Annotated in this window: 13 protein-coding genes; 6 read left to right on the top strand and 7 right to left on the bottom strand. The window is 36.5% G+C overall.

All coding sequences use genetic code 11. From position 1 onward, the window contains the following. Positions 1 to 2: 2 nt before the first annotated feature. Positions 3 to 1562, bottom strand: a complete 1560-nt coding sequence (locus ACODR7_RS05095) for a T9SS type A sorting domain-containing protein (RefSeq protein WP_488837793.1) — start codon at positions 1560 to 1562, stop codon at positions 3 to 5. A 617-nt stretch (positions 1563 to 2179) separates the two neighbouring features. Here ACODR7_RS05095 and ACODR7_RS05100 point away from each other — a divergent pair. Together ACODR7_RS05100 and ACODR7_RS05105 are read left to right on the top strand one after the other, a co-directional pair. After that, a complete protein-coding gene (locus ACODR7_RS05100) occupies positions 2180 to 2296 on the top strand; it encodes a helix-turn-helix domain-containing protein (protein ID WP_488837794.1) in 117 nt (38 codons plus the stop codon). A gap of 35 nt (positions 2297 to 2331) precedes the next feature. After that, positions 2332 to 2562: a restriction endonuclease subunit S domain-containing protein gene (locus ACODR7_RS05105; protein ID WP_488837796.1), complete on the top strand. Its 231-nt coding sequence runs from the start codon at positions 2332 to 2334 to the stop codon at positions 2560 to 2562. Positions 2563 to 2652: 90 nt separating this feature from the next. On the opposite strand, the gene ACODR7_RS05110 is transcribed toward ACODR7_RS05105, so the two are convergent. The 6 genes from ACODR7_RS05110 to ACODR7_RS05135 form a co-directional block, all read right to left on the bottom strand. After that, positions 2653 to 4302: a DNA repair protein RecN gene (locus ACODR7_RS05110; RefSeq protein ID WP_488837798.1), complete on the bottom strand. Its 1650-nt coding sequence runs from the start codon at positions 4300 to 4302 to the stop codon at positions 2653 to 2655. A 129-nt stretch (positions 4303 to 4431) separates the two neighbouring features. Continuing rightward, positions 4432 to 5337, bottom strand: a complete 906-nt coding sequence (gene porD / locus ACODR7_RS05115) for a type IX secretion system protein PorD (RefSeq protein ID WP_488837799.1) — start codon at positions 5335 to 5337, stop codon at positions 4432 to 4434. A 36-nt stretch (positions 5338 to 5373) separates the two neighbouring features. Further along, a complete protein-coding gene (coaBC, locus tag ACODR7_RS05120) occupies positions 5374 to 6579 on the bottom strand; it encodes a bifunctional phosphopantothenoylcysteine decarboxylase/phosphopantothenate--cysteine ligase CoaBC (protein ID WP_488837801.1) in 1206 nt (401 codons plus the stop codon). A 123-nt stretch (positions 6580 to 6702) separates the two neighbouring features. After that, on the bottom strand, positions 6703 to 7026 hold the full coding sequence (locus tag ACODR7_RS05125) for a DNA-directed RNA polymerase subunit omega (RefSeq protein WP_002983982.1): 324 nt from the start codon (positions 7024 to 7026) through the stop codon (positions 6703 to 6705). 42 nt (positions 7027 to 7068) lie between these two features. After that, a complete protein-coding gene (locus ACODR7_RS05130; RefSeq protein ID WP_076595346.1) occupies positions 7069 to 8064 on the bottom strand; it encodes an outer membrane protein assembly factor BamD in 996 nt (331 codons plus the stop codon). A gap of 103 nt (positions 8065 to 8167) precedes the next feature. Continuing rightward, a complete protein-coding gene (locus tag ACODR7_RS05135) occupies positions 8168 to 8797 on the bottom strand; it encodes a TetR/AcrR family transcriptional regulator (RefSeq protein WP_110368414.1) in 630 nt (209 codons plus the stop codon). 97 nt (positions 8798 to 8894) lie between these two features. Here ACODR7_RS05135 and ACODR7_RS05140 point away from each other — a divergent pair, with 97 nt between their 5' ends. The 4 genes from ACODR7_RS05140 to ACODR7_RS05155 all read left to right on the top strand — a co-directional run bounded on the left by ACODR7_RS05140 (position 8895) and on the right by ACODR7_RS05155 (position 11306). Next, the gene (locus ACODR7_RS05140; protein WP_488837803.1) at positions 8895 to 9521 is read left to right on the top strand and encodes a TatD family hydrolase; all 627 of its coding nucleotides are present in this window, start codon (positions 8895 to 8897) and stop codon (positions 9519 to 9521) included. Further along, positions 9514 to 10245 carry a tRNA threonylcarbamoyladenosine dehydratase gene (locus ACODR7_RS05145; RefSeq protein WP_488837805.1) on the top strand — a complete coding sequence of 244 codons (732 nt, stop codon included), beginning with the start codon at positions 9514 to 9516 and terminating at the stop codon, positions 10243 to 10245. Before ACODR7_RS05140 ends, ACODR7_RS05145 begins: the two co-directional genes overlap by 8 nt. After that, positions 10245 to 10616: a ribonuclease P protein component gene (gene rnpA, locus ACODR7_RS05150; RefSeq protein WP_488837806.1), complete on the top strand. Its 372-nt coding sequence runs from the start codon at positions 10245 to 10247 to the stop codon at positions 10614 to 10616. Before ACODR7_RS05145 ends, rnpA begins: the two co-directional genes overlap by 1 nt. A gap of 81 nt (positions 10617 to 10697) precedes the next feature. Then, entirely contained in the window at positions 10698 to 11306 is a 609-nt protein-coding gene (locus ACODR7_RS05155) for a DUF4126 domain-containing protein (RefSeq protein WP_488837808.1), read from the top strand. Positions 11307 to 11316 lie beyond the last annotated feature (10 nt).

An 11316-nucleotide genomic window follows, 5' to 3' on the forward strand; every position in this document is an offset into this window, starting at 1 on the left:
TTTTATTTCTTAATCAGTTTAGCATTTGCCGTTTTATTGGCATCCGTTTTTATCGTCACCAGATAAGCTCCCTGAACCAAAGCCTGGGTATTGATCTTAGTCACTTTGTTCTTGGTTTTCAGATTCTGAAGCTGCCTTCCACTCATGTCATACAAAAGAATATCCGCATCTTTGAAATCAAAGCCAATTTCTACATAAGCATAATCAGAGACAGGGTTTGGATAGATCTTGATATCGTATTTTTCAATCAGCTGATCAATCTGCTTGTCTCCAAGCTTTACGATCTTCCAGTTTTCTTTACCAAGTTCTTCTGCACTAGTTCCTGCTAAAACAATAGAACCATCTCTGTTCAGCTTTAAATCAGAAAGCCTTTCTTCCTTCTTTCTGGATTCTCCTTTTACATGTTTTCTCCACTGTTCATTTCCGTTTTGGTCAAGGTATAGCATCCAGAAAGTCTCATCATTGGTTTCCATTCTTCCCTCGGCCTGAGTGTAGCCCCCTAAAAGAATTCCTTTTGAAGATTGATCGTCTGCTGAATGAATAACGTTCATTCCCATAAGCAAATCACGGTTTCCGAAACTGTAAGACTTTTGGAATTTCTCATCGCCATTTTCCTTTAAAAAGACAAGCCAAAGGTCTGTTCCTTCTTCTATTCCTACCGTTTTGTTTCCTGATCTTTCTGATCTGGATTCGCCACCGATGACATATCCATCAGAGGTTAACGCTAATGTTCTCAAATGATCATCCCCTTTGCCTCCAAGGTTTTTTTCCCACTGAACCTTCAAATTTTTATCCAGTTTGATAATGTAAAAATCTCCTTCACCGTAATTCTCTGTCTGTTTTGATCCTCCAATACCACTTCTGGAATAAATTCCGAGTAAGGCTCCTCCGTCTTTTGTTGGAATCATCTTCTCGACTTCATCTAAACCTTTTCCGCCTAACACAAGGTGGGATAATTCTTTTCCATCTTTGTCTAATTTTGTGATCAAAGCATCTTTTGAACCGTAGCCTTTCATTTTGGAATCCTGAGCGGAGACGAAGGATCCTGCCACAAAGAATCCTAAATCAGTAGTCTGAATCACAGCCCTTGCTTCTTCATCAGAAGAACTGCCTAACGTTTTCTGCCAAAGTTCATCCCCAAATTCATTGATACGGATCAACCAGATATCAGATCCTCCTTTGGAATCCTCTTTTTTGTCGAGTCCTTTTCCCGAATAAGAAGTTCCGGCTAAAAGAAATCCTCCATCCTGTGTAGTAACAGTTGCTGATAAATAATCATGATTCTGTCCGGAAAAATATTTTTCCCAGGATTCTTTCCCTTGCTGATCAAGTTTGATTAAGTGAAAATCGTAACCCGTGTTCTGCTTACTTCCAGCCTCCAGCTTCCCGCTTCCTGACTGTATAGAACTACCTGTGATCAAATACTGCTGATCAATGGTTGTAGTAACCTGACTTAAAAAATCCTGGGTAGAGGATCTGATGTCCTTCTGCCAGACTACTTCCTGGGCAGATAAGCCCAAGGCTGCACATAAAGTAAATGTGCCGAGATAAAATTTTCTCATTCCCGTGTTGTTTTCTGAGTTAGTAATTAGTTTATTAAAACTGCGTAAATTTAATACTTTTTAAGACACAAAAATCACTCTTGTGTGCTTTAATGCAAATCATACTATTCATAATCAAATCCTGTTTATTTATATTGAATTTTATTTCATTCTGATACAAAAATATCTATGCGCAGCGACAGAACATGTCGTATTACAAATACATTTTCGCCACTGTAAAAAAAAATATAGTATTGAAACATGACTGTGTGATAAAAGTATCAACAAATTGAAAATTTTAATATTTTCAGCATGAATTAACAGGTCGCTCCTCCGGAGCTTCATGGGTGACGGGGACATCATTTTTTTATTAACAGCAGATCCCGATAGGACCAGATTAATCTCCACTGGAAGCTAATAGTTAACAGGACATATTTGTTTTAAAATTATAGTTCCGAAGCAGCGACCTGCCCATTATAATTTAACCGGGGATAAATGCTATTGCAATACTATTTTTCATCTTTTCGTGAATTTTAATTCCTCAAAGTAACTCATTTTTTATTATAGGACAGCAGATTTTTTTATTCCTCTATATCCGGTTATATTCGAATAATTTCTCCATTTGTAAAAAATGCGTTATGGTAAAGGAAGAGTTAATCAGAAAAAGAAACGAAAAGGCTTTCACCCAGAAAGACCTGGCAGAATATCTTAACATCAGCCAGACCCAATACAGCAGAAAAAAAAAGGGGAGGTAGAAACTTCTGAGGAGGAATGGGAAAGAATTTCAAAATTGCAGGATACCCATGTTGATGATATAAAAGAAACCGATATAAAGAATACAAACAATTATTTTGAAAATACTGTCACTAGCAGCTCATTCGGAAATATAGGAGGAACTTTTTATTGTAACATTCCTGAATTCTTATTAGAAAGCCAGAAAGAATTCATTGAGATGCTGAAAAAGGAAATCCAGCAAAAAGATACAGCCATAGAAGCTCTGAAAAAAGAATTGAAGAGTTAGGAAAATAGTAAATCCTTCGACAGGCTCAGGATGACATCGCTAATACTAACTGTTTACAGAGGTGAGAAATCGGGTTTATAATTGGCTGAATTAGCCTATTAATTCTTTAGCCTGTGCCAGCGCTGCTTCCGTAATTTTGCTTCCGGAAAGTAACTGCGCAATTTCGTTCAGTTTTTCTTCGCTGCTCAAAGGAATAATAGTAGATTGTGTTCTGCCGGAAATATCCTGTTTTACAACTTTGTAATTATCATTTCCTTTGGCAGCAACCTGCGCCAGGTGGGAAATAACAATCAGCTGCATATCTTCAGACATTTCTCTCATCAGGTTTCCGATTTCTTCAGCTACTTTTCCTGAAACTCCGGTGTCTATTTCGTCAAGAATCAAGGTGGGCAGTTCATCACTTTCTGCAATAATCTTCTTCACTGCAAGCATTACTCTTGATCTTTCTCCTCCGGAAATGGCCGTTTGAATCGGTTTTAAAGGGAACCCTGAATTGGCCTGGAACAACAGCTGGATATTTTCTTTTCCAAACGGATTGAAATCATCTGCGTCCTGTAATTCTATATCCACTTTTGCCTTTTCGAGACCTAGCTTTTTAAGAAGTCCTTCTGCTTTTTTAATGAAAACAGGAACATTCTTATGTCTGTTTTTTGAAAGTTTTGAAGCAAGACTCTGAAGTGTTTTTTCCTTTTGAGAAATATTTTTCTCAGTTTCTTCAATCTGCTCTTCTAATTCTGAAGCCCCTTTCTGGTCTCCGGCAAGCTGGTTTCTGATCTCAATGAGTTCACTAAGATCTGAAACATTATGTTTAAGGAATAAAGCGTTGATTTTATTATTAAGATCGGTAAGGTAGATCAGGTTTTGAGGATTGATTTCCACTCTTTCCGCTTCATGTTCCAGTTCGGAAATGATGTCTTTAAGTTCTACAAAAGAGGTTTCCAGCCTTTCATCAAGTTCAGCAAAGCTCGTAGAAACTTCGGAAATTTTAGAAAGTTTGCTGGTCGCTTCGTTAAAGAATGACAGAATTCCTATTTCCTCCTGATGAAACCTTGATAGAATCTGCCCCACGTTTTCAGAGATCATTCCCGCATTTTCCTGAATGGAAAGCTGGTTCTGAACATCTTCAAAATCAACATCATCAAGTTTCAGTTCTTCCAGTTCGTTGAGTAAAAATTCTTTATAATCACTTTCTTTATTGGATTCTGAAAGTTGGGTTTTTAATTTTTTCAACAACAATTTCAGCGTTTGAAACTCAGAAAATTCCTGTTGATACTCTTCAATAATCTTTTTATTTTCAGAAAGTCCGTCGATAATTTTAAACTGATATTCTGAGGTAAAAAGATTGGATGTTTCAAACTGTGAATGGATATCGATCAACTGTGAAGAAAGTTCTTTAAGGATATCCAGCGTTACCGGTACATCGTTGATAAATGCCCGGGATTTCCCTGAAGGAAGTATTTCTCTTCGGATAATCGTCTGAAGTTCGTAGTCCAGATCATTTTCAATAAAGAATTTTTTAAACTGATTGTTAAGAGAAAACTCGGTTTCCACCACACTTTTTTCTTCAGTTTTGGCAATGGATTTTACATCTGCTCTTTCGCCTAAAATAAGTCGGAGAGCACCTAGAATAATAGATTTACCCGCCCCCGTTTCTCCGGTAATGACCTGTAAACCATTTTTCAATGATACTTCAAGGGTATCAATCAGGGCAAAGTTTTTAATGTAAATTCTCGAAAGCATTGATAATCCGGGTTATGATCCAATTTGAATTTGAACTGTAAAAATAAGTTTTTTTAATGAGTTAAGAAATCGTTTTTTGACTGTTCACTCATCCATAATGCTAACTGTTTTTAAACTTACTCAGAAATCCTAGACTTTCCATTTATTCCACTTATTATCTATATTCTTCGGTGAAAGGATGATCATTGTTTGTTTAAGATCATTAAGAATCAGTCCTCCATTATTCCCGGAATTGAAAATATTGAAAATTTCATCGCTCTTGGTATCCATGAACAGATTAAAGAAGAATGCCTGCTGGAAGTTATTCTCATACATTTTTAATTGCATCAGTGCATCAAAAATGACTTTTTTCCCGGCAGTCTGATCCTGATTGAAAAGGTTATCCAGCCCTGCTCTGTGGTACGTATAAATAGTGGAACGTAACTGATTCCAGTTAGGGTTCATAATTTCGTTGATCAAAATAGAACGGCTTCTCGGCTCATTGATGGTATTCCAGCCCTCATAGTTCCTGTTTTGGGAATTCTGTGCAATCTGCTGCGCTTTCGCATACCATTGTGATCCTCCCATAGACTGGAAACTATCCGCATCCATACCCAGAATAACATAAATATAGAAACTGATCACATCCGTAAGATTTTTGCCGGAGAACTGTCTTTCATTAAAAATAAGACTCTCATTTTCAATATATTCAAACGCAAATCTCTGATCCTGAAGATTAATCAAAGGAGACTCGTAGGTGGTATTATAAACAGGTCTTACTGCCTGAATAACAATAGTTCCTTTGAATTTATTCACGTCTCTTTCAGAAATAACAATAGAAAAAGCACATTTTATTTTTTCAAAATTCTGAAGCTTTTTGCCTGTCCAGCTTGTATTATTGATAAAGTCCCGGAGGCTTTTTTCCAATGCTTTATAGGCCTGCTGATTACTTCCTCCCAACTGATTGGAGTTGACCTGTACCGTGGACAGCAGCTCCTGAGAAAAACTTTGGGTGCATAGAAATAACAGAAAAAATAAACTTATAATTTTTTTCATTGTCTATTAAAAATTGAGAACGGAAATTTATTAAAATTATTTTAAAAGTTGAGTCTCAACAAAATTGAGAATATCTTTCGCTACATCATCCTTGGATTTCAAATTGAATTCCTTCTTCTCTGTTTTGGTAAATATTTTAATTTTATTGGTGTCATTTTTAAAACCGGCTCCTTCATCACGCAAGGAATTGAGAACGATCATATCAAGATTTTTCTTTTCCAGTTTTCCTTTGGCATTTTCTTCTTCATTTTGGGTTTCCAATGCAAATCCTACCAAAAACTGATGGGTCTTCTTTTCTCCCATTGTTTTAAGAATATCCGGATTTTTCACCAGTTCTATCGTCAGATTTTCATCATTTTTCTTAATCTTTTCCTGAGCCACTTCTTTAGGTGCATAATCTGCTACTGCCGCACTGGCAATTCCGATGTCTATTGTATCGTAAAATTCAAATACTTTGGCCAGCATTTCTTTGGCTGAAGTCACTTTATGAAGTTCAACATTCGGGTCGTTGAGGGTTTGAACACTCGGTCCTGAAATCAGGATTACTTTTGCTCCTCTTTTTGAAGCTTCTTCTGCAAGAGAAAATCCCATTTTACCGGATGAATGGTTTCCGATGAATCTTACAGGATCTATCGCTTCATAGGTAGGTCCTGCAGTAATTAAAACTGTTTTTCCTTCAAGGCTTCGGGATTGAATATCTGAATTAAAATAATGCTCAACAGCATTAAAAATTGTTGCCGGCTCTGCCATTCTTCCCTGCCCGATCAGACCGCTGGCCAGCTCTCCGCTTTCCGCAGGAATAATACTATGTCCGAAGCTTTCTGCCAGCTCCAGATTCTTTTTTGTAGACGGATGTGCGTACATATCAAGGTCCATTGCTGGTGCAATGAATACCTGACATTTCGCGGACATATACGTTGCAATAACGAGATTATCACACATCCCGTGAACCATTTTAGACAATGTATTGGCTGTGCATGGAGCTACAATCATAACATCCGCCCACAGAGCCATTTCCACATGGCTGTTCCATGTTCCGTTATCACTGTAAAAGTCCGAATACACCGGTTTTCTGGATAATGTAGACAGGCTTAGCTTCGTTACAAAGTTTTCTGCATCAGGAGTCATAATAACCTGTACTTCGGCACCTTTCTTCACAAAATCCCTGATGAGAAAGTGGATTTTATAAGCCGCAATTCCTCCGGAGACAGCGATCAGTATTTTTTTACCGGAAACACTCATTGAGTTCTAATTTTTTGAAACACTAAAGTACTTATTTTTTCCCACACAATCAGGTTTTAAACAACAAAAGGTCATAAAAGAAGTGAATTCCTTTATGACCTTGATTTATTAAAATACAGAAGATTACTTTCTTTCTTCTGTTTTTCTGAAATAGACATCATCATTTAACCATTCTTCAATAGCAATTGAAGTTGGCTTCGGAAGCTTTTCGTAATGTTTAGAGATCTCAATTTGTTCTCTGTTTTCGAAAACCTCTTCTAATGTAGAATTGTGAACAGCAAACTCATCCAATTTGTTGTGAAGTTCCGTACGGATCTCCGCATTGATCTGCTCTGCTCTCTTTCCCATGATAACAATAGCTTCATAGATTGAACCTACTTTATCTTCAATCTTATCTTTATCGTAAGTAATTGTATTTACTTCTGCTTTTGTATCTTTTACACTCATTTTGAGAAAATTATTTTTATTTTAAGATGGCAAATTTACGAATTATCTTTGAATTTTGAAAGTCGCTGCAGGAGGAGGGGTCTTAAGTGCTGCACTGTCCCTCTGTAACTGCATTGCTTTCTTTTCATTGCTGATCTGATCTTTGATCTGCTGGTCAGCTTTATTCTTATCTGCCAGTTTTTCAGCTTCTTTTTTCTGTCTTGCAGTTAAAGCTGCCATTCTTGCTTCAGTTTGTTTTTTAACAACTGCGAAGTTTTGTTTTTCTTTTTCCAGCTTTTCTCTAAGATCTGCTGCAGTTTTAGAATATTCTGTGTTAGGAAGCTCTTTCTCTACCAGCTTTGTGTAAGTAAGTGCACTCTCAATACGTTCATCTTTAAGATTATATACAGATTTCATCGCCAGTTCATAACGTGATTTCATGATATAGTCATAAATTTTTGAACGAAGTTTTGTACTTGGAAAATCTTCCAAAACATTGTCAAAAGCTACATTTGCTGCTTTATACTCACCCATTTTGTAGTATTGTCTTCCGTTTTCATAAGCTTTAAATTCAAGTTTATAAGACAATTCATCAATTAACTGGCTGATATTCTTAGATCTTTCAGAGTTAGGATAATTGTTCAGGAATTCCTGAAGCTCATTGATCGCTAATTCTGTACTTGACTGATCCAGGTTATAATCCATAGAACCTTCATAGTAGCATAGGGCAGACATATATGCCGCTTCTTCTGCTCTGGGGTCTTTTGGAAAACTTACTGCGAAATTTTTAAATTGGTGACCTGCCAGTTTATAACTTTTGTCATAATAGTTGGCATAAGCTGTGTTGAAACCTACATTAGGAAAATCATCTGTTCCTGCCACAAGATTGGCAAGTCTGTCGTAAAGTGCCAATGCATTTTTCCACTTTTTCTTAGCAAAATTTTCATTAGCTGCCTTTAAGATAAATTCTTTATCAGCACTTCTCATTGCTCTTTCCTGCTGGCTTACGCAAGATGTAACCACCGCTACAGCAAAAAGACCTAAAATATATTTTTTCATATATAAAATTCAACAGTTTTCGGATTATACAGCCGATTTACTAATTTGCAAAAATATAACTTTTTTGCCAATAGATTTTTTTTTATGAATATTTAACGTAATTTTAGTCTGCAGCGTATCCCAAAATCGCAAAAACACTTAATAAAAGATTCATTCTCACCTTTTTCTCCGCCTCTTTGGTGTAGGTTTCCTCATTTTTACTCGGAACATACAGCTCATAAAAGTTTTTATTCCTGATCACAAATAAAGTGGATCCGATAATCATGGTAAGAATGTCTTCGGGTTTGGGGGTAAAAGTAAAAACACCTGATGCGACCCCTTTCTTAATGACTTCATCAAGTTTTTTTACAAATAACTGATAAAAATCCAGCAGTTCATCTTTCAGGTTCTCTGTATGACGGAGCTCCTGGGTCACAAAACCATGGAAATAATTATACTTGAAAAGCTGAGAAACGATATATTTAATCATTTCCCGCAATTGCATTTCCGGTTTACCCTCTTTGATGGTATCTGCAAATTCTGAAAAGTTCTCTCTGGTCTTCAGCACCCTGTACTGATAGAGATAAGACATCATCTTCTCCTTGGAACCGAAGTAATAAGAGATCATGGCAACGTTGATATTGGCTTTAGAGCAAATATCTCTCACAGAGGTTCCTTCGTATCCTTTTTTTGCGATAAGTTCTTCCGCAATATCCAGTATGTGAATCTGTTTTTCTGTAAATTTTTTTTTCATGAAGTGCACTTTGAGTAAAGTTAAGAAATTTTTAACACATTTATAAACGATTGTTTAATGATTTTAGATTAAATCTTAAAAATACTTACTTTTGAATATGGAATTTTTTGATTTTCACCATCATAAAAAATATATCAGAAACGGAATTTACAATCTGAACATTGAGCAAATTCCGCCTGATTCCCCTTATTCTATTGGAATTCATCCCCAGGATATTGATGTTAACAATCTCGAACAGCAGTTCTCATGGATGAGAAACATGGTGTTTGAAAACTGTTTTGCCATTGGTGAATGTGGTCTGGATTCTTTGGTTTCTATTGATCAGAAAATTCAGGAAGAAGTTTTTTTAAGGCAGATTAACATAGCCAATGAAGTAAAAAAACCTATGATTATTCATTGTGTAAGAAAATTTTATGAGGTTATTTCATTTAAAAAGAAAGCGGAACAGCCCATGATCATTCATGGTTTTAACAAGAAACAGAAAATTGCTGAAGATCTTCTTACCAATAATTTTTATCTGAGTTTTGGAAAAGCTGTTTTGTATAATTTATCTTTGCAGGACATTTTGAAAAACACTCCTTTAGACAAAATATTTTTAGAAACTGACAATGAAGACTTTAATATCGAAGAATTGTATAGTAAAGTTTCGGAAATAAAAAAAGTTTCTTTGGAACAACTTAATGAACAAATTTTAGAAAATTTACACGGAATAAAAAATGGATAAATACTGGCTGGAAAGAACTGAACTTTTGATAAAAGAGGATGGATTGGAAAAACTGATCAAAGCCAATGTGCTTGTGGTAGGCTTAGGCGGAGTAGGTTCTTTTGCCGCAGAATTTCTTGCCAGAGCCGGCGTAGGAAATATGACCATTGTGGATGGTGACACGGTAGATATTACGAATATCAACAGACAGCTTCCTGCTTTGCATTCTACTGTTGGAAAGCACAAGGTAGACGTTGTTGCTGAAAGGCTTCTTGATATCAATCCACAACTTAATTTAACCAGGATTAATGAGTTTCTGAACCCTGAAAGAATGGATGAAGTACTTGATTCTGAAAAGTTTAATTACATCCTTGACTGTATAGACAGTGTGACCCCGAAAATCTGTTTGATGAAAGCTGCCAGAAGAAGAAAAATCAAGATTGTAAGTTCTATGGGAGCAGGAGGAAAAGTAGACCCAAGCATGGTGATGGTAAGGGATATCAGTAAAACCCACAACTGTTTTCTTGCCAGACAGGTGAGAAAAAGATTAAAAAAGGAAAAGATCAATAAAGGCATACGATGTGTTTTCTCTAATGAAATTCAAAAGGAAGAAAGCCTGAAAATGACGGATGGAAGCAATTATAAGAGATCATTCTATGGCACCATCAGCTTTATTCCTGCAATTTTCGGATTGTATGCAGCCGCTGAAGTGATTAATCATTTAGTAAAAAAGACGAAAGATTAATGCAGAACTTCAAATATCCAGGAGTGGAAAAGCTCAAAAAAAATACGGAGATCAGTTTGCTTTTTGAAAAAGGCAAATGGAGAACGAACGGAAATCTGCGGATCATTGTTCTGAAAGATAAACCTAATCTTCCGGTAGAAGCTGCAAGATTCGGAGTTTCTGTTTCTAAAAGATACTTTAAAAGAGCTGTGCACAGGAATCGTATCAAAAGGTTACTGAGAGAGTGTTATCGTCTGAATAAAGATCTTTTCAGGCAAGCCTTTGGAGAAAAAACTATGGCAATGCTGTTTTGGGTTTCTCCTGAAATGCCTCCGAAATTCAAGGATGTGGAGGCTCAGTTTATAAAGCTTTGTGAAGCTCAGAGAAAGTAATTTTTATATGAACTGAAGTTTCATATAAATCTTCGCATAGTTTTTGTATTTTTAGGGAAAACAGTAAATCTGAAAATTAATATGTTAGACAATGTTCCCTATTTTTCTTATATAATCAGTGCATTTATAGGTATTGGATTGGCGGCAGCTACAGGCTTCCGGGTATTTCTTCCCATGTTTGTTGTAAGCCTTGCTTCTTATTTTGATTGGATTCCTATGAATGAGCATTTTGAATGGCTTGCAGGCCTTCCTACGCTTATTACAACAGGAATAGCCACTATTATTGAGATCCTGGCTTATTATATCCCTTTTGTTGATCATTTGCTGGATACCGTTTCTATTCCTATGGCAACAGTGGCTGGCTCAATATTATTTGCCAGTCAGTTTGCTGAACTTGGCACGTTTCCACAATGGGCACTGGCATTAATTGCCGGTGGAGGTACAGCAGCTACTATCAGCTCCGGATTTGCAGGAATAAGGGCCGCTTCTACTGCGACTACCGGAGGTTTGGGAAATTCCATGGTGGGAACAACGGAGACAGCAGGTGCAGGTATCATGTCTATTCTTGCAATGGCTGCCCCGGTAATGGCCGCAATATTTGCCATCATCACGTTAATTGTTGTAATCGTATTGGGACGAAAGGCCTGGAAAAAATTAAGAAATAGTAAAGATACTTCTCAGAGATTATAAAATAAAAAAG

The sequence above is a fragment of the Chryseobacterium sp. FG46 genome (assembly GCF_057809135.1).

Excerpts from the sequence above, each read along its gene's own strand:
- ACODR7_RS05125 (WP_002983982.1), bottom strand. The coding sequence starts at position 7,026 with ATGAGTGTAAAAGATACAAAAGCAGAAGTAAATACAATTACTTACGAT.
- ACODR7_RS05145 (WP_488837805.1), top strand. The coding sequence starts at position 9,514 with ATGGATAAATACTGGCTGGAAAGAACTGAACTTTTGATAAAAGAGGAT.
- ACODR7_RS05095 (WP_488837793.1), bottom strand. The coding sequence starts at position 1,562 with ATGAGAAAATTTTATCTCGGCACATTTACTTTATGTGCAGCCTTGGGC.
- rnpA (WP_488837806.1), top strand. The coding sequence starts at position 10,245 with ATGCAGAACTTCAAATATCCAGGAGTGGAAAAGCTCAAAAAAAATACG.
- porD (WP_488837799.1), bottom strand. The coding sequence starts at position 5,337 with ATGAAAAAAATTATAAGTTTATTTTTTCTGTTATTTCTATGCACCCAA.
- ACODR7_RS05130 (WP_076595346.1), bottom strand. The coding sequence starts at position 8,064 with ATGAAAAAATATATTTTAGGTCTTTTTGCTGTAGCGGTGGTTACATCT.
- ACODR7_RS05155 (WP_488837808.1), top strand. The coding sequence starts at position 10,698 with ATGTTAGACAATGTTCCCTATTTTTCTTATATAATCAGTGCATTTATA.
- ACODR7_RS05100 (WP_488837794.1), top strand. The coding sequence starts at position 2,180 with ATGGTAAAGGAAGAGTTAATCAGAAAAAGAAACGAAAAGGCTTTCACC.
- coaBC (WP_488837801.1), bottom strand. The coding sequence starts at position 6,579 with ATGAGTGTTTCCGGTAAAAAAATACTGATCGCTGTCTCCGGAGGAATT.
- ACODR7_RS05135 (WP_110368414.1), bottom strand. The coding sequence starts at position 8,797 with ATGAAAAAAAAATTTACAGAAAAACAGATTCACATACTGGATATTGCG.
- ACODR7_RS05140 (WP_488837803.1), top strand. The coding sequence starts at position 8,895 with ATGGAATTTTTTGATTTTCACCATCATAAAAAATATATCAGAAACGGA.
- ACODR7_RS05110 (WP_488837798.1), bottom strand. The coding sequence starts at position 4,302 with ATGCTTTCGAGAATTTACATTAAAAACTTTGCCCTGATTGATACCCTT.